Origin of the sequence: Enterococcus sp. DIV0210g, from assembly GCF_050559705.1 — a bacterium.
Lineage (GTDB): Bacteria > Bacillota > Bacilli > Lactobacillales > Enterococcaceae > Enterococcus_B > Enterococcus_B faecalis_A.
On sequence record NZ_CP187903.1, the window covers coordinates 1,334,402 to 1,352,255 of the forward strand.

Consider the following 17,854-nt stretch of genomic DNA (forward strand, 5'->3'; position numbering starts at 1 on the left):
TATAATTATAATATTTCCAACTCTAATTTCGGCGGTGTGGAAAATAGCCGCGTGCTATTTGCAGGAACTCGTTTTGGAAAGCAACTATACAAGGATAAAGGATGTGTGTTTATGGTCGAAAAGAAATTTGATTTGCTTACTACTATCTCAATGATCGTAGGGATCTGTATCGGATCTGGTATCTTCTTTAAAGCGGATAACGTACTAAGGGATGCACAAGGGAACGTGCTTATTGGTATCCTGCTTTTTTTCATCGGGGCGTTCAGTATCATCTTCGGAAGTTTGACACTTTCGCAGCTGTCGACACGTGCGAAAAAATCGGGTGGTCTTGTTGGGTATTTTGAAGAATTTTATTCAGGAAAAATGGGCACGGCTTTTGCTTGGTTCCAATTCTTTCTATATCTTCCAACGATCAATGTCATTGTATCTTGGGTAGCTGGCATCTATACTTTGCAGCTTTTAGGTTATGAAGGGACATTAGAGCTTCAAATCATTATTGCTATTTTTTATTTAACTTTTTTCCATGTCATGAATCACCTTTCAATGATCCTTGGTGCAAGATTTCAAAAATTCAGTACATTCGTAAAGCTGATCCCTCTTATTTTCGTTGCAGTCTTAGGAATCGTAACAATGAATGTTGATACTGAAGCAGTGGTACATACAACGCCGGAATTTGCGAATGTTGGGCGTTTCGGCTGGCTGGCCGCTTTAGGTTCTGTCGCTTTTTCTTACGATGGCTGGACAGTTATCTTGAATATCTCTTCAGATGTCGATAAGCCGAAGAAAAACATTCCGAAAGCGCTGATTATCGGTCCATTGATCGTCTTCTTCGTTTATATCCTTTACTTTATTGGCCTGACAGAATTTCTGGGCGTAAATGCCGTTCTTGAATATGGTCAAAATTCGATTTTCGCTATTGGAGAAAGAATCTTCGGGAATTTAGGCGGACAAATCATCTTGATCTTTGTTTTGATCTCTATCTTGGGCGTCTGCAACGGCATGACGATCGGTGCATTAAAAATGCCTGAAGTATTGAGAATGAAAAACATGCTCCCTAAAACAAAGAAACAAGCATCTAAAACAAGCAATGTTATGCTTTCTTACGGCATCTGCTTATTCTGGATGGCAATCCATTATCTTGCTGTGAGATTCGATTTCTTCCAGGGTGGAGATATCAGTGAACTTGCTATTACGTTCAGCTATGCTTGTTATGTATTGCTTTACGCTCGTGTGATCACTTTATATAAAAACAAAACGATTACGAGTAAATTCTATGGTTTGGTTTCACCGATTTTCGGGATGATGGGCAGCTCGATCATTCTTTTCGGTTCATTTATTACTTCACCATGGTTCAGTCTATTATTTTTCGCCTTCTGTCTTGGCGTCAGCTTACTAGGTTATTTCTTTTACAAGAAACCTGCTGTTGATAGTCAAATCAGTGATGAATTTTCTGCATAACAAAAAACCTGGAACGGCCGTAGCTGTTTCAGGTTTTTTGTTCGCTCTGGAAAAACAATCAGTTGATTTCTTCCAGTGTTTTGTATTCCATTTCCAAATCTTCTGCAGCTTCTTTCAACGTCAAATAACCCTTGTAAGTATTGACTCCTTTTGCCAATGCTTGGTTTTCTATCAAAGCCGATAATTGCTGGTCTGCCAGTTGTTTGATATATGGAAGAGTTGCATTGCTTAGCGCAACGGTTGCTGTTTGCGGAACAGCTCCCGGCATATTCGGTACTGCGTAGTGAAGGATTTCCTCTTCAACATAGACTGGATCATCGTGTGAGGTTGTCCGTTCTCCTGTTTCGAAGATCCCACCTTGATCGATAGCAATATCAATGATTACTCCTCCTGCCGGCATCGTTTGGACCATGTTGCGATCGACTAAACGAGGGGCTTTTTTCCCTGGCATCAATACAGCACCAATCAAAAGATCGGCATACTTGATCGTTTCCTGCAAATTGTATCGATTTGAAAATAACGTCTGTATTTTTCCATCAAATTGGTCTTCTAATTCTTGTAAACGCGGTATCGATACATCCAGTAATGTAACATTTGCTCCCAGGCCAAAAGCGGCTTTTGCAGCATTGGTTCCAGCAATTCCTCCTCCGATGATCACAACGTTCCCTTTTTTGACACCTGGAACACCTGACAATAAAATCCCTTTTCCGCCATTTATTTTTTCCAAGTAGTGCGCGCCAAGCTGTGCGGCCATTCTTCCAGCAATCTCACTCATTGGTGTTAACAATGGCAGCTTTCCATCGGCCAATTGAACATTTTCATAGGCGATTGCTGTCACTTTTTCCCTTGTCAAAGCTTCAGCTAACGGTTTATTGGCTGCAATATGCAGATAAGTGAACAAAATCAACCCTTCATAAAAGTAATGATATTCTTCTGGCAAGGGTTCTTTCACCTTGATTACCAGTTCACTTTGCCATACTTTCGCTGGATTTTCTGTAAGAGCGGCTCCTGCGTCTTCATAAGCTTTATCAGAAAACATTGCCCCAGCTCCGGCCCCTTTTTCAACCAACACTTCATGACCGTTTTTTATTAAATCAAGGACACCTGCAGGCGGTAACGCCACCCGATTTTCATTACTCTTGATTTCTTTTGGAATACCGATTTTCATAGCCATCTTCCTTCCTGTTTGAATAAAAACATCAACACAGCTCTTCAATCATTCCTTGCATATAAAAAACAGAAAGCATCTTCTTGCTACTTTAAGTATACTTTATAGATAGCGATTACAAAAGCTAAACCATAAACCATTTTTATTCTTTAAATTCTGGAGAAAAAATAATAAACAAATATTTTTCTAACAAACGTTATTTTTAATCTGGCGAAAAAAAACTATTCTATGTATACGCTTTATGCTAGAATATTCAACAGAATCACTAACACATAACAAAAATAATAAATCAATTAGTAATTTATTGAAACACTGTTTTTTATTTTAAAAAATCATGATTACTTGATTTTTGTATCCTTTTCTCTCCCTAACTCATAACTCCAAAAAACTGGCAACTATCACTACCTGCCATTAAGTGGGAGTAAATATTTTTTTGCGGAGGAAAAAATGAAAAAGATTTTAGGGTTAGGAGTTATTTTAGTTTCAGTTTTACTTTTCGCTGCTTGCGGCAATAAGGTCACACAGGACGACCTGAAAAAGAATTATTGGGATATCAAAATGGATGAAGACGGAATGAAAATGACGTTGAATACTCATTTTACAGATGATCAAATGCTTATGCAGCCTGAGATTGAAGAAACTGGAACAACAGCATCCGATGAGTGGGAACAATTGGGAGAAGAGCTTGGTAAACAATTTGTTGAGGCAATGACGTTTACAGCAGATTATACATTAAAAGACGACACGATCCACTTGAAAAGTGAAGATCTGGATTTAGATGATTCGTTTACAGTCAAAAAAGATGGTGATAATATCATTTTTGAGGCAAAAGATGATGCTAGCCATTCACTAACATTGACACCGGCTGAAGAACGTCCAAAACAAGCAGAGAGCAGCGAGGAAAGCAGCTCCTCTGTTCTAGCGGAAGATATCGACTCAAGTGAAGAAAGCAGCCTAGAAACAACAGAATCTTCAAGTGAAGAACTTACAATTGGCAAGCGATCAAATCCAGTACCACTAGGAACAACCGTTACTTTTGATACAGAATATTATGGTGATTCTGACACTATCCCAGCGAATGTTTCTATGACGATTTCTAATGTTATGCGTGGAGCAGATGCTTATAATTATCTGCTGAATGCGAATCAGTTCAATGAAGCTGCTCCAGAAGGAAAAGAATGGGTCGTATTCGATGTTACTTTAAAACTTAACAAAGGAAGCCAAGACGAACCTTATTATATAAGCAACAGCTTTACACCAATCAGTTCATCCGGTGAAGAAGTTTCCCAAGAGGATTACGGTACGTTAGGTGATGGCGAAGAATTTGGCTATAAAGACATCTATGAAGGCGGCGAACAAACAGGAAAAGTCGCTTTACTTGTGCCAACTGGTGATGATACGTTGGTTGAATTTACCGATTTGGACCCAGGTGTCTTCTTCAAACTTCAATAATATACACAATGAACCAAAGAGCGGGTACTCTTTGGTTCTGCTTATTTATAAAACGGAGGAAATTATGAAAAAGGCAGCAATTTTTTTAACACTTGGGATGATTATGCTCCTTTCTGCGTGTTCATCAAATCAGCAAACGGAGAATGATTCATCATCAAATAATAAAAATGTTATTCTCACAAAAATCAAAAAGCAAGTGGTTCCAACCTACACAGACATAAAAGAAAAAACAGCAGCGGCTGATACTGCATTAAGTCACGCAGAAGAAACACCTACTGAAGAAAACTATCTATCTGCTGAAAAAGCGTTGGATGTTGTTCCTTATAAAGTCATCGAGTTAACCAGCAGATTGAAGGCAATTCGGACGAAGTTAGACGACCTGAAAAATACACAAACGCAAGAAACGGCTGATTCTTCCACATCCTCTGCCGACCCTCAACCGGGTAACGCAGAAAACGAGCAAGCAGCTCAAGATCGTTATTGGGAAGCAATCAATAATGGCGCTAGTCAAGAAGCAGCTCTTGCTTATGCAGATGGCCGATCAGATTCTTATCAAGAGGCGTCATCTTCGGAAGAACAGACAGCTGAAACTTCAGAACCAGCAACGTTAACAGAATTCATCAATCAGTATGGGATGACACCTGTTGCTTATAAAATACAAATGGAAGGAATGTCCGCGGAAGAAGCACTACGCAGTACGCCCAGAGAGATGAAAACGTCTGGTGAATTACAAACGGGATATACAAAATATGGAATCAACGATTGATTTCTGAGAATTCTGCTGAAAATGGTTAACTATTTTCAGCAGTTTTTTGCGGTCTCCTCTTCTATCCAAATAAAAACTTTACAAACTGTTCGCTTTACAAAACCGAACATACATTCGTATAATGGTTATGAGGTGATGATCATGGAAAGAAAATATGGAACAGTCAGCAAGATCCGATTACTGCAGCTTGGCGTACGTCCTTTGCTTCGTTTTAGCTTAGATGGTATAAATTGTTTGATTGCTGGCCATAGTTTGAATTTTTTAGCAGAAGTCGACGAAGGTATGAAGATAACTGTTCTGGGCAACTATAATGACCGTAAACAATTTGTTGTCCGTGATTATCACGTGACAGGGAAGACAAAAATCATCGTAGAATTTGAAAAAAGTATGTATCCGAAAAAGAAAATATAGAGGAAACAGCTGGCGTAAAAACAAGTAACAACGGGTTTTTATGTCAGCTGTTTTGTGTTGATTTTCCATTTTTCATCAGTAATTGCCGTTTTATGGCTTTCACTTCCCTTTTCAATTGTAAAGAGGTAAAATTATTTTAAAAGAAAACTTAGTTATTTATACTCTTTTGTATTTGTTATTTGTTTTTCAATATGAATATTCACACAGTTTTTGTGGTAAGGTCCTTTAACTAAAAATAATATAAAAATGAAAAGAGGTCGATTTCATGAAAAAATTAATACTCCTTTTACTCCCTGTTGCATTTTTTATCGCTGGCTGCAATCAGGAAAATACTAGTCAATCAACAGCTGAATCAACGGTTGCTCAAAGCAGTTCTTCCAGTAAAAAAGCAACAGACAGCACGTCTACGAATAAATCAAGCGAAACTACCCAAAGCAGCAAAACAGAGGCGCAAACCACTTCCTCTTCTGCTGTTCAATCATCTGCACAGACAACAAGCAGTAGTGAGACTTCAGCTCCTACAAGCGAAACATCAAGTACACAATCAATGCAACCAGCAGATAGCTCAACGGATTTATTAAGTAATTATTCTGATCTGCAAATCGAATATGCGAGAGTTTGGTTAGCTGTAATGGGCACGCAATACAAACAATGGCTTACTGATCCAGATACTGGTTTCGAGCTCCATGTCACAAAATCTCCAGCGGGCACACCAGTTGATCCTTATGATGCAGGTAGTGCAGCTTTTCCTACTGAAACTGTGACACTTAGCGGAGCCATTAGTTTTCAAGGTTTAGTTGTCTACTCCAGCAATCATAACGGCACAATTACTCAATACAATGTCCCTTCACACTGGCAGCACGATGAAACATCTGATCATCCTGAACTCGTTCAAGAAAAGACTCAAAAAATAATCGACGAAGCTACGGTAATCAGTATCCCTACTGGAAATCCAGAAGATGTCAAGCAGCTCATCGATGTGATGAAAATCGATAATTGATTCTTAAACCAGCGTAAAGCTGGTTTTTTTAGTTGCTGAGGATGTCTCTTGCAATTAGGAGTGATTTTATTCCCCAAAAATAAAAAACCGCTGAGTCAGCGGTTTTTAAGGAGTGATTGTATCTGTTTCAATCATTTTTGCATGCCAAGATTTTAATTCATCATATCTGTCTTGGTTGTTGACAGAGTAGACTTGATAATAGACTTTGGATTTATTCAACTTTTCTATCACTTCTTTTGTCGCAAAATCATTCGAAACAGAAAGCATAGCGTGTTTATAAGCCTTTGCCTTTTCAATTTCTTTCTCAATCGTACTGCTTGAATCAAACAACCACGAAACACAGGCTTCTGGATATAGCTTATTGAAAAATTCGCGTTCTTTCTCATCACTTAATACAAAAAATGTTTGTTCAAACATATCATGCGACTTCACTGTATTAACGATATTATCCACAAATTCTTCATCTGTCCAGTCTCCTTTTGACCCGTCCACGTTCAAGATAAGATCACTTTTAGAAGTAACCTTCACTGCTTCGTCGAAAGTGGGAACTTTTACTGTTTTATTTGAAAACTTAGGATAATCTGTGGGTTCGATTTTAAGATTCTCGATTTGTTTCGATGGCATTTTCTCTAAGGGGCCTGTCCCATCAGTTGTTCGATCTACTGTATCATCATGCATAAGATAAATTTTTCCATCGCTGCTCATGCGCGGATCGATTTCGACAGCTCCATAATTCATATCAATCGCCGCTTCCATCGCCTCCAGTGTATTTTCAGGCGCTGCGGTATGGGCTCCTCGGTGTGCGGATAAAATAGTTTCTTCGTTTTTTAGCCAGTTGAATCCTTGAACTTGCTCTTGTTTGCCCGTGCAGGCGGAAAATAAAAAAACAATTGCCGTTAAACCAACTAACTCTACAATCTTCTTCACAAGCTTCCTCCATTCAATTTGCTAGTTAAATTATAACAAAGGGAAAAGAAACAAAAAAGATAAATTTGTCTTCCATAAGAAACTCAAAATGTATAGGGAGTTATCTTCGTTTCGTAAATAACGATTGTTTTAATATTTTTAGTCAAATTTTCGTTCTTAATTTTAAAAAATTACATGATTTTTTTCAGAAAAATTGGTAAAATAACCTCGAAAAAATAAACGAATAATTACTGTGGGGGATTTACGTGTTTATTCTCAGTTTGATTATTTTTTGGATTCCGGTTTTTGCAGGTACACTCTATTTTCTTTTACATACGAATTGGAACAAAGAGCGTTTGACGATTGCCGCAGCTTCTGTTCCTACGATTTTTTTCGCCGTCAAGACGTGTAATTATACATACACTAATCCACTTCACTTATTTGTTTTATATTTACTGGGACTTTTTATCTCGTTGATAATTTTGATTACCTGTTTGCGGTATTTTAGCCGTACAAAGAAGAAAAAAGATAAGTTTCCTTGAATAAGTGAGCTGGTTCTCATTTGTTTTGCTTCAAAATTCTCTTTGCTATGCATATATAACATGTTATCATTTTCACAAAAGAGGAATCAGGAGGTAATACGGTGATTACATTTAGCATTCTTTTATTTTGGATACCAGTGTGTTTTGGCATTCTTTCTTTTTTTTACTTTGTCAAACGTTCCAGAAAGACAATCATTTTATTCCTTTCTTTCTGTCCAACAGCATTTTTTATAGCAAAAATAATCGGACACACACTTTTTCAACCTCTATTGATGTTGGGCTACTATATTTTAGGCTTATTTTTATCGATTATCTTTTTCATTTTCGTTCTGCGGTATTTTTCTAAGAAATAACACTTCAAAAGATCAAAATCAATTCAATTTCTCTTAGCATTCTGATTTTCTCCTATGTTATAATAGAAATTACCTTGGCAGGGGCAAATCTATTTTGTCACGAACAGCAAGTCAGAGATGGCTTGCTGTTTTTTATTTAATCTATATTTGCATAGATACTACAAATTTTTTTATTTGCGTTATAATTATTGTATGTGTTAAGTATGCAAAAATTGCTTAGAATAACAATTGAAAGGAGCAATAATGTATGATCATCAAAAATATTACCTCTAGGACTTTTCTTTACCTGGGCGTAATTATTATTGTAGCAAATGCACTATTTTTTGATTTCAATTTCTTTTTAACTATTCTTGGGCTCTTATTTGTTTTATTCTCAACCACTATTTCAAATTTAGTAAATAAATATCTTAAGGATAAGTGATAAGTACTAGTTAGTACCTGTTTTTTTATTTTTAGTTATTTATTCCATAAGTATTTAAAAATGGATGTTTATATTCAAAAAAATAAAAAGTCCCTGTTAATATCTATCCAAAGACGTTAACAGAGACTTTTTATTTTTTTGTGGGAAAAATGTGGGAAAATAGTTTTATATTGGTCTAGTCCAAACTCTAGAACCCTTCCTATTTCTTAGGTTCATCCTCGTCCATTTTCAGAACGGCCATGAAGGCTTCTTGTATAATTTTGTTATTCACAAAGTCTTATGAGGTTTAATATGTATCTATAAATACTTTCATATAAATGTTTTCATACGATTGTTCTTTATTAATTGAAACTATCGGATGCTTAGAAAGACTTATTAATATTTTTTATTAAGGCGGAAATATGGCGAACGCAACATAAATATTTTAACTTTTTTTGATTTATTCTTAGCAAAAGCATTGACTTTTTATACTATGCATAGTATGATATAAATATAGTTAAGGAGGAGGTGAAATGTGTGAGACTTGATGAAATAGGAAAAGCCGTCGCTATCGTTTTAGGAATTCTTCAATCTGCTAAGATACTCAAAGAATTACTAAAAGATGATAACGACGACTGACGAGAGAGCCGAAAGGCTTCTCTCCCTTTCCATCAGTTTATCACGTCAATTATGAAAAGAAAAGCATATCTTATCGTTTTGATGCTAGTTGTTTTTATCGGGCTAGGATTGATGATATTCAACATTATCAACTGGCTGACCTACTTTATTATTCTGCTAGTCGTCGGTGCTTTGACACAAGTTGAAAAAAGGAGAAATCAAAATGTCCGAAAAAAATAAGCAAACTGAAGCCAACAAGAAATGGCAAGAAAAAAATAAGGAACATGCTAAATATCTTAGCAATCGTTCACGCTCTCGATCGTTCATTAGGAATCAGGCAACTATTGATGATTTAGAGGAGCTGGAACAATTGATTGCAGAACGTAAAAAAGACCTCGCCCAGGATTAATGAGCGAGGTTTTATTAAGACGACCTAAGTTAAACCTTCAAAAATCAATTTATTAGTATATTCGCCAATAGGAACGACTTCAATATTTGAGTTGAGTTGGTACAGTTTGTTTAAAACTGATTCCATAAATTTTTGATCATAAAACTCAGAGTTTCCCATCACTATCTTTAATTTTTTTGAATAAAAATATTCTTGATGATCTATCATATCAATTTGGAGCTTATTAATCTGATCAATAATATCTGTTTTCCTTTTATAGTCAAAACTCAGTATTTTAATTAAAGTATCATTATATTCAAAATCAGCTATTTCTCTTTCTGCTAAATCTTGAATTTCTGGCTTTTTAACATATTTTTTTAGCTTTAAATGTGTAAGTTCTTTACTTAACAACCTTTTAACTTCTGGTGTTGTAATCCTTTCTGCTTTAGGTCTATCATAATATAAATACGTACGAATCAAATCTTCGAGATCGTTTCTTAAATTTTCTCGCGAAGACATAAGTTCTCTTACTTCTGAAAATTTAAATTCATTAACATAGTATTTTGTTATCTCAGAAATAAAATTATCATTTTTAATATCGTCAAATCTATTAATATCATAGTCTTCTTCGTCTAACGAAGGATAGTTAAAATAATAAGAAAAAGTTTCGCTCATTAAATCCATATAATCTTTGTCATATTCATCGTCAAAAGACTTAATTCTATTAATATTTTTTGTTCTGTGAAACTGAGAATATTCTTCTGAAGGGCAGTGAACAACTATGCCAAAAATTACAGATTCTTGACGAATTACGCTCGGAACATAATTACATATGGAATAATTAATTTTTATTATATCGTTCATTTTTACCCTCCTTTTCTTTTTGAATAAGCGTTTTGAAGTTTAATAAAAATTCCTTCTGCTTGATTCAATTGTTCCCAAATTAATTCAAAAGAAGCCTTTATCTCCTCTTTTGTCATTTCCCAATCTTCAGGGATTTCTTGAAATATTTGTTGAACATCTTTTTTTGTTAATTGCCCAAGTCTTTCTTTTGTTACATTATAACAACTATGCCCCCTAAGATGTGAAGAAAATGCTCGGTAATTTCTTCCCAATAAATTTGCTACTACAATCGGACTCCGCCCTTTCAAATTTTCAAGTTCTTCTGTAGTCCAAATTTCTCCATTTATAAATATATGGGAATGATCGATTGCCAGAACTTTTCGTTCTTTTCTATCATAGAATAAATTCCCATCATTTTTAGCTCTGTCATTATTTAATATAATCTGATCAAAAAATAAAATTTTAGAAATATCTTGCCCGTTAACAGTATTACGGGCCATCATAGGAGAAATTTTCACAGAACCTACTTTGTATTCACTTAAAAAACATGTACCAGCGACAGCTTTCATGTCAACTAATTGAGGCACCTTAGATATTACCGACTCGGAAAGTTCTCCTAAACTGCAACTAGGCATCGGCACGTCAAGTAACTTGCCAAGTCGATATGCTATTAACTCATTATATAAAATTTTAGGACTACAAAAATTATGTATGAACTTCATTATATATATTTTTCCGTCATCGGCCTGTACCTTGACAGGTTGAGTTATCCCATTCGGAATTCTTCCCAAGTAATTCGCAACTTTTCGTATTTTACTCACCTGATTTCATTTTGTCAATAATATATAAAAAATTATAGTATTGTTTATATATATTAACAATACGGAACGTACATTCTGTTTATGTACCCTGTAGGACTCGAACCTACGACCGGACGGTTATGAGCCGTCTGCTCTGACCAACTGAGCTAAGGGTACGAATGACACCTAGCGGACTAGATGTCATAAAAATTATCTCATACTGTTTGAAACGTGTCTATAGCTTATCGCTTTGGAATTGTTAACGCTAAATCTTTGAAATGAAAATCTACTGCACCACCTGCTGTGTTTCCTGCTTTATCGTTCGTGCGACGGAACATTATTTTTTATCTACCTCAATGCGAGAAGGTTCAATATCATTTTCTGTTACTATTTTTTCGATAGCAGAAAGGACAATCTGTTCCCTTTCTTTTTTCTGATTAGTTTCAAATTCTTTAACTTGTACATCTATTTTTTGAGATACATCTTCAATGTCTTTTCGATATGCATTGATTGTAGATTCGAAGGCTTTCAGTGGTTCATTGTATTTAGCTTTCACATTTTTTCTTTTTCCATCGATCAGTTTGACAATATTATTGAGTTCTGCCCGAGCTTTTTTGGCATCTGCTAAATCTGATTCCTTAAATACAAGGTTGCCGTCTATTGACTTAAATAATCCGAAAAATTCATGAACTATTTGTAAGGTAAAATCCGAATCCCTAAAATAATCAGTTAGGGTTTGCGCATTTTCTAATGTGACGGGCATCGGTTTGCTTTCTGATGTCCAGTCACTCAAAGTCTGCTGTGATACGTGAATACTTTTCGCGATTTCTTTTTTTGTTTTTCCATACTTGCTAATAGTTCTTTTTAGTGTTTCGCGAATAACAATTGATTGTTTTAACACTTCTTATTGCTCCTTTTCTTATTCTGGTCAGTTTATATACGACTCAAAGCTGTATATAATAACTTTAGTTAGACAAATACTGGCGTTTCCAAAAATTCCCATTTTTCAGTAATATAGTTGAGGATATTTGAAGCGTCTGTATCATTTGCTAGAAAACGAATCATGATTTCTGATGTTCCACCTTTTTCTTTAGTGAAAAGATCGTCTTCGATCCCAATGGAAATATTGAATTTTCTCTGAATAGCTTTAGTTAAATGACTGAGATAAATTTTAAAAAATTCTGAATGAATCACTACTTTTATTGTCTGTGGTTTGTCCTTAATCATTCGGCTGTCTCCTTTTTGTTGCTTTTTGGCAATGTTTCACTAAAAATAAAAAGCTTATCAAAATCCTTTTCAGATAATTCAAAAGCTTTAAGTAATTTCGGGATAAGTTCACCACCGATTCCTCGGTCTCCATTTAAAATTCTGTATACTGTTGATGGAGCAACATTCATTCTTTTAGCAAGTGAATATGGATCATCCCCTTTTGCTTGCATTAAAGAGCTAAGCTCATTCTGTTTAAGCAATGTCTTCATAACCTTCACCTCCGTTGCCTTATGACAATAATATAATACATATTTTGTCTTTTGGCAACACTTTTTATTGCCTTTTTGCAATTTTTTTTGCAATTATTGCCAATAGGCTATAACATATAATTAAGAAAGGGGTTTTTGTATGGAATTTGGAGAAAAATTAAAGAAGCTAAGAACCTCTAAGGGGCTAGGTGTAAACCAATTAGCAATAAAATCAGGAGTAAGTGCTTCACAAATTTCAAGATTTGAAAAAGGAGAGCGCAAAGACCCTACTTTAGAAACTCTAAAAAAATTAGCGTCTGCGCTTGGTGTATCTATTTCTTATTTTGAAGAAAAAAAATCATCTACTATTCCAGAATGGGCAGATGAAGATGACTTAGTTGAACTCGATAAAATGTTAGAATCAAATGTTAATATGGCTTATGGTGGAGAAACATTAACAGATGAAGAAAAACAAAGAGTTAAAGATGTACTCACTGGTTTATTCTGGGAATTTAGAAAAGAAGATAGAAGTAAAGAGAAGTGATTTATTATGGAGATAGATACAATCATTCTAGTTGGGGAATTAAAGCGGAAATATAATTCCGCTGATCCTTTTGTCATTTGTGAAAAGATGGGCATACAAGTTAAGTACGTACCTTTTTTAGATAATCCGAAAGGACAGTTCCAAGAGTTGCTAGGTCGTTCAATTATTCTTTTAAACCACGACTTAAAGGATTCTGTTGAACGTTTTTATATATGTGCTCATGAGCTTGGCCATGCGATTTTTCATAAAGGCTTATCTAGTTATTATGTATCAACAAGAACGTCTCGCAGTAAATCAGAAAGCGAAGCAAACTGTTTTGCTGCAAACCTTATCATCTCTCTTTATAAAGAAGATACTAATCAACGTCCTAAACACATTGAAGAACTCAAAAATCTTTATGGACTTCCTGAAAGCACATATAGATTTTTAATTTAAATTTCAGGAGGTTAATATGGGAATTTTCGATATTTTCAAAAAGAAAAATACTACTACAGCATCAGAAAAAATAACGCAACGTACTCGAACATTGCCTGTAGAAATAAATGGAATTCCATCAGATATCATTGATTTATTATGGTTTTTTGATGGACCTTTAGAGAATATTTCTAGTGATTCAGATGAACCATCTGGTATCTCCTTCTCTTTACCTGTAAAAGAAGGAGCCGCCGATAAATTAAATTATTGGCCAAGCTACTCGCAAATGACTCCTGCTCAAAGATATAATTATTTAAATTGGCTCAAGGATATAACTCAACCAACAGATATGGGAAATGTTTTTACATTTTTTTACGGCTTGGAAAGATATCTTATGACTGACAAATATGATGAAGCTGTCAAAAAAATTATTATTTTACAGAAAGCTCACAAAAATAATTCGTTTAATTACTATTCAAATGCCGCTCTTATATATTTAGCTTTAACATTAAAAGATAGCAATTACCTCAAAATGATGGATTTAGATACAAAAAATGCTTCTCTATTTGTCCTTGCTAAAGCTTCGCTAGATAGAAAGCTCATGAGTCAAGATATCATAAAAATGTCTCGTAGCTTCCTATGGGACAATCAGCGGTATATTAAACAAGCATACTCAAAATTCAAAGATAATATGGAATATATCATGGAAATAAATTGGGAGACAAAATACTATAGAATTCCTGACAATTTAGGAAAAGTCCCTACAACCCAATTAATACTTTCAAATATTTCTCTAGATCCAGAAATAACCAAAGTAAACATTAATTCCGAACTTGCCATGTCAATAAAAATCAATATGCCTAAAAAAATATTGATACCAGATATTTCAGAATCAACTGTAGTTCGCTCTGAAATATATGCCCTTTTAAAAAATACACATGAAATGACAAAAAAACAATTAGCTGAAGAACGCAAGCAAAAGAGAGCTTTACAATAGTTTATCGGCGACTATCACTACCTGCCGTTAAGTGGGAGTAAATATTTTTTTGTTGGAGGAACATGTAGAAGATGTCAAATGTATTTTTGGTAGGAATTTTTGCTAGTCTCATATGTTTTCTGGTTGGCTTAGCTTGGTTTTTAATAAATTTATTCCAAAAGAAAAATAAAAAAACAAGCATTATGATTGTCATTATTTCCGTCATTATTTTCGTACTTAGCGTAATTGGATTTGAAAAAACTTATAATACTGGGACAGATGATTCTGAATCTAGTTATAAATCCACATATGATTCTACAAATAAAAATTATTCAGAAGATACATCTTTAGAAGCGAGTAGCACAGAGAATTCAGAGAATCCAGGTACTTCTGATTTTGAAGCATTTATAAACTCAAAACCAGATTTCTCAGCTTTTACAGATAAGTATTATACGTATGAGGCTGAAGGAAAAGCTAGTGAAGTAAGAGATTCTCTAACAGATGCTCAAGTAACTTGGACAGGAACAGTTATCGAACCAATGAGTACTCGAATCGCTATTATAGCTGACGATAAATATAATCAAACAACATGGTCAAACCTTTCAGATGATTTACGCCCTTATGTATTTTTCGCTAAAAATATTGATAAAAAACAAACTTCTCTATTTGAGATGGGTGATCGCGTTACAGTTTCTGGAAAAATTATTTCTGGTGGTTCAAAACTTGCTAATGCGCAATGGGACATTGATACAGAAAGCATTTCGAAATAATTGCAGAATGGATTTTAGTCTTTTCTTTTTGTTTTCAAAAAATTGTTTAATTTATGAAACAGAAGTTATTAACTAATTGCACTAAAAATTTTCGGAAAGGATACGAATATAATGATGAAGGAATATGTATATTTAGACATGGATTTGGTCAACTCTTACTTGGCTCAATTAGATGAAGGTGTTTTAACAAAAATGGTAACAGGACAAAATACAACCGATTCTAACCAGGAAGAAGGTGGAGAAACTATAACAAATGCCACAAAGGGATCTGGCGGTATTGGCTTTTTAAATGGTAGTCATGAATATTCAACAACAGAAATAGATAAGTATAATACTGTTTATTCTGTAGCTAATAGTGAGCTTGTTGAAACTGCCTTAGCAGATTATTCATTAGACATTTTGTTTGATAAATTAAAAGAAAAAGAAATGCTAAAAGAAGATACAGTTGATTGGAATGATGGAAACTTTATTTTTACGCAAGATAATTTCAATGTTTTCAACTTTGAACAATTAAAAAAAAGCGTTGATAAGAAAAATTTGGATAATGTACTCGAACCTGAAGAAGAATTAGATGAAGCTTTTGTAGAACTTGAAAAAATCACAAAAACACCTCAACTTAGAATAAAACATAAAGGAAGAATCAAGGAAATAAAAGAATGGTTAGAAAACAATGATCCTTATGCATCTTTCAGAGATATTCTTCGTTTCGCTAGTTATTCTGAAGTATTATTTCCAGAAACTATACTATTTAAAATTGGCAATACATTATCTATGTGTGCAAAAAATAATATTAGGATTAATACCCCAATTCTTACATTTTTATCTCAAACAAAAAGAAAAGTTAAACTTATTGGGATTGTAATTGCAAAAAGAAATAAAAAATTGGTGCCAGAACCAGGAGTACAGTTACCAACAGATATTATAGCTTCTCAAGCACCAGCTATTTTTACAGACATAATTTTAGATAGTTTCCATTTAATTGAGATGGGAGATTATTACATTCGCCCAATAGCTATTTATTTCGATCAGGACTAAAACGTTTCAATCTATCTTCTACTCTATTTGTCTGTTCCTCAACCTTTATTTTTGATTGTTGGAATTGATTTTTAAAATGAAGAGATTTAAGTTTATTTTTATTTTTTTTTATTTCAAAATTTCTTTTGTTTTTTATGTATTCATTTCTCATAGACAATTCAGTCACCTCAATTGAAGTATATCATATTGAACATAGAAAGTTTAAAACAAGTATTAATTTAAAAGGATGGCCTTCGGGCTTTTCTTTTCAGCAACAAAAGAACATGCGTTCGTATTTTTGCGTGATATATACGAAACCCTTCTCCTTCACAAGGTGTATATCATAAAAGTTTAAATATTTTCGTATTAATTACTTAGTAATAAGAAAGGTTGATGTAACATGCGTGGCGGAGTTAGAAAACGTGGAAAACGCTGGTATTATTATTTTGAAGATATCAATGAAGACGGCTCAAGAAAGAAAGTAGAAAAAGTTGGCGGAGACACTCGAGAAGAAGCTGAAACTGCTTTACGTAAAGTTTTATCTGATATTGATGAAACTGGACAATACTTTTTAGGTACAAATATTCGAGTAAAACAATATCTTGATTTTTGGATGGAAGAATATGTCAAATTAAACTTGAAATTCAACACATACGAAAATTATCGTTATACTATAAAAAATCATATCAATGGTTATTTAGGCAAGAAGAAACTAACTAGCCTCTCTCCTGCCCTACTTCAAAATTTTATTAATGATGAATTTAAAAAAGGATATTCAAAAAAGACAATGACTATTACTCACTCTGTCCTAAAAAATGCTTTGAATATGGCTGTTTATCCTTGGGGCTTGTTGAAACAAAATCCAATGTTATACGTTAAGATACCTAAGTATGAAGATATACCAACGACAAAAAAAGATTTAAAAATTATTACTATTGATGATTTCGAACGGATTCTCTCCATTACTCCTGAAGGCCATCCTTTTTATATTCCACTTAATATAGGATTTTACACCGGTATGCGTGTAGGAGAAGTTTGTGGATTGACTTGGGATAATGTAGACTTTTCGAACGGAACAATTACTGTAGAAAAGCAAATGGTTCAAAAAGAACAAGAATGGGTATATGGTACACCAAAAACGAAAAGTTCAAATAGAACGATCTTTATCGGACAGACTCTTCTATCAATTCTAAAGAAACATAAGAAGCAACAATTAGAAAATCGAATGAAATACGGGAAATTCTATACTGATTCAAATGCAGTGTGCACAAAGGAAAACGGGCAACTAGTTACACCAAATGTTGTAAAGTGGAATACAAGACGTGTCTCAAATGCCTTGTCCATCTCTTTCAATTTCCATTCTTTAAGACATACTCATGCTACCCTTCTTCTAGAAAATGGAGCAAAGATGAAAGAAATCTCTGATCGATTAGGACATAGTAGAATTTCCATTACGATGGATACTTATTCTCATGTCACAAATAAGATGAGAAATGAAACAGTCGATATCATGGAGAATCTGAGAAAGAATTCTTAAGTTTTGCCACCGAAAAAAACCACCGGTGGCAATCCGG

At 34.3% G+C, this 17,854-nt stretch carries 19 protein-coding genes and 1 tRNA gene; 12 read left to right on the forward strand and 8 right to left on the reverse strand.

Going from position 1 to position 17,854, the window contains the following annotated elements:
• Window positions 1-111: 111 nt before the first annotated feature.
• The gene (locus tag IGI64_RS06505; protein WP_034862626.1) at window positions 112-1,458 is read left to right on the forward strand and encodes an amino acid permease; all 1,347 of its coding nucleotides are present in this window, start codon (window positions 112-114) and stop codon (window positions 1,456-1,458) included.
• 58 nt (window positions 1,459-1,516) lie between these two features.
• On the opposite strand, the gene ald is transcribed toward IGI64_RS06505, so the two are convergent.
• Entirely contained in the window at window positions 1,517-2,626 is a 1,110-nt protein-coding gene (gene ald, locus IGI64_RS06510; protein WP_429939927.1) for an alanine dehydrogenase, read from the reverse strand.
• A 447-nt stretch (window positions 2,627-3,073) separates the two neighbouring features.
• On the opposite strand from ald, the gene IGI64_RS06515 reads away from it, so the two are divergent.
• The 4 genes from IGI64_RS06515 to IGI64_RS06530 all read left to right on the forward strand — a co-directional run bounded on the left by IGI64_RS06515 (window position 3,074) and on the right by IGI64_RS06530 (window position 6,255).
• Complete coding sequence (locus IGI64_RS06515) at window positions 3,074-4,078, forward strand: hypothetical protein (protein ID WP_429939928.1); 1,005 nt, start codon at window positions 3,074-3,076, stop codon at window positions 4,076-4,078.
• 64 nt (window positions 4,079-4,142) lie between these two features.
• Complete coding sequence (locus IGI64_RS06520) at window positions 4,143-4,844, forward strand: hypothetical protein (protein ID WP_429939929.1); 702 nt, start codon at window positions 4,143-4,145, stop codon at window positions 4,842-4,844.
• Window positions 4,845-4,985: 141 nt separating this feature from the next.
• A complete protein-coding gene (locus tag IGI64_RS06525; RefSeq protein WP_429939930.1) occupies window positions 4,986-5,255 on the forward strand; it encodes a hypothetical protein in 270 nt (89 codons plus the stop codon).
• 265 nt (window positions 5,256-5,520) lie between these two features.
• Complete coding sequence (locus tag IGI64_RS06530; RefSeq protein ID WP_429939931.1) at window positions 5,521-6,255, forward strand: hypothetical protein; 735 nt, start codon at window positions 5,521-5,523, stop codon at window positions 6,253-6,255.
• Window positions 6,256-6,360: 105 nt separating this feature from the next.
• On the opposite strand, the gene IGI64_RS06535 is transcribed toward IGI64_RS06530, so the two are convergent.
• Complete coding sequence (locus IGI64_RS06535; RefSeq protein ID WP_429939932.1) at window positions 6,361-7,182, reverse strand: glycerophosphodiester phosphodiesterase family protein; 822 nt, start codon at window positions 7,180-7,182, stop codon at window positions 6,361-6,363.
• A gap of 2,115 nt (window positions 7,183-9,297) precedes the next feature.
• Here IGI64_RS06535 and IGI64_RS06540 point away from each other — a divergent pair.
• Window positions 9,298-9,483, forward strand: coding sequence for a hypothetical protein (locus IGI64_RS06540; RefSeq protein ID WP_429939934.1), 186 nt, complete (start codon window positions 9,298-9,300; stop codon window positions 9,481-9,483).
• Between the two features lie 24 nt (window positions 9,484-9,507).
• Here IGI64_RS06540 and IGI64_RS06545 read toward each other — a convergent pair whose 3' ends face one another.
• From IGI64_RS06545 to IGI64_RS06570, 6 genes are all read right to left on the reverse strand, one after another.
• Window positions 9,508-10,326 (reverse strand): DUF3037 domain-containing protein, encoded by an 819-nt coding sequence (locus IGI64_RS06545; protein WP_429939935.1) that lies wholly within the window; start codon window positions 10,324-10,326, stop codon window positions 9,508-9,510.
• A gap of 2 nt (window positions 10,327-10,328) precedes the next feature.
• Complete coding sequence (locus IGI64_RS06550; protein WP_429939936.1) at window positions 10,329-11,126, reverse strand: HipA family kinase; 798 nt, start codon at window positions 11,124-11,126, stop codon at window positions 10,329-10,331.
• Between the two features lie 82 nt (window positions 11,127-11,208).
• Window positions 11,209-11,282: transfer RNA gene (locus tag IGI64_RS06555), tRNA-Ile, on the reverse strand.
• 160 nt (window positions 11,283-11,442) lie between these two features.
• Window positions 11,443-12,006 carry a DUF1351 domain-containing protein gene (locus tag IGI64_RS06560; RefSeq protein ID WP_429939937.1) on the reverse strand — a complete coding sequence of 188 codons (564 nt, stop codon included), beginning with the start codon at window positions 12,004-12,006 and terminating at the stop codon, window positions 11,443-11,445.
• A 68-nt stretch (window positions 12,007-12,074) separates the two neighbouring features.
• Window positions 12,075-12,332, reverse strand: a complete 258-nt coding sequence (locus IGI64_RS06565) for a hypothetical protein (protein WP_429939938.1) — start codon at window positions 12,330-12,332, stop codon at window positions 12,075-12,077.
• On the reverse strand, window positions 12,329-12,583 hold the full coding sequence (locus tag IGI64_RS06570; RefSeq protein ID WP_429939939.1) for a helix-turn-helix domain-containing protein: 255 nt from the start codon (window positions 12,581-12,583) through the stop codon (window positions 12,329-12,331). The genes IGI64_RS06565 and IGI64_RS06570 overlap by 4 nt, the downstream gene beginning before the upstream one ends.
• A gap of 139 nt (window positions 12,584-12,722) precedes the next feature.
• Here IGI64_RS06570 and IGI64_RS06575 point away from each other — a divergent pair, with 139 nt between their 5' ends.
• From IGI64_RS06575 to IGI64_RS06600, 6 genes are all read left to right on the forward strand, one after another.
• Window positions 12,723-13,106: a helix-turn-helix domain-containing protein gene (locus IGI64_RS06575; RefSeq protein ID WP_429939940.1), complete on the forward strand. Its 384-nt coding sequence runs from the start codon at window positions 12,723-12,725 to the stop codon at window positions 13,104-13,106.
• Between the two features lie 6 nt (window positions 13,107-13,112).
• A complete protein-coding gene (locus IGI64_RS06580) occupies window positions 13,113-13,541 on the forward strand; it encodes an ImmA/IrrE family metallo-endopeptidase (protein WP_429939941.1) in 429 nt (142 codons plus the stop codon).
• A gap of 16 nt (window positions 13,542-13,557) precedes the next feature.
• A complete protein-coding gene (locus IGI64_RS06585) occupies window positions 13,558-14,517 on the forward strand; it encodes a TerB N-terminal domain-containing protein (protein ID WP_429939942.1) in 960 nt (319 codons plus the stop codon).
• Between the two features lie 71 nt (window positions 14,518-14,588).
• Window positions 14,589-15,266, forward strand: a complete 678-nt coding sequence (locus tag IGI64_RS06590; protein WP_429939943.1) for a hypothetical protein — start codon at window positions 14,589-14,591, stop codon at window positions 15,264-15,266.
• A gap of 111 nt (window positions 15,267-15,377) precedes the next feature.
• Window positions 15,378-16,301 carry a DUF6414 family protein gene (locus IGI64_RS06595; protein ID WP_429939944.1) on the forward strand — a complete coding sequence of 308 codons (924 nt, stop codon included), beginning with the start codon at window positions 15,378-15,380 and terminating at the stop codon, window positions 16,299-16,301.
• Between the two features lie 379 nt (window positions 16,302-16,680).
• Window positions 16,681-17,817 carry a tyrosine-type recombinase/integrase gene (locus tag IGI64_RS06600; protein WP_429939945.1) on the forward strand — a complete coding sequence of 379 codons (1,137 nt, stop codon included), beginning with the start codon at window positions 16,681-16,683 and terminating at the stop codon, window positions 17,815-17,817.
• Window positions 17,818-17,854: the final 37 nt, after the last annotated feature.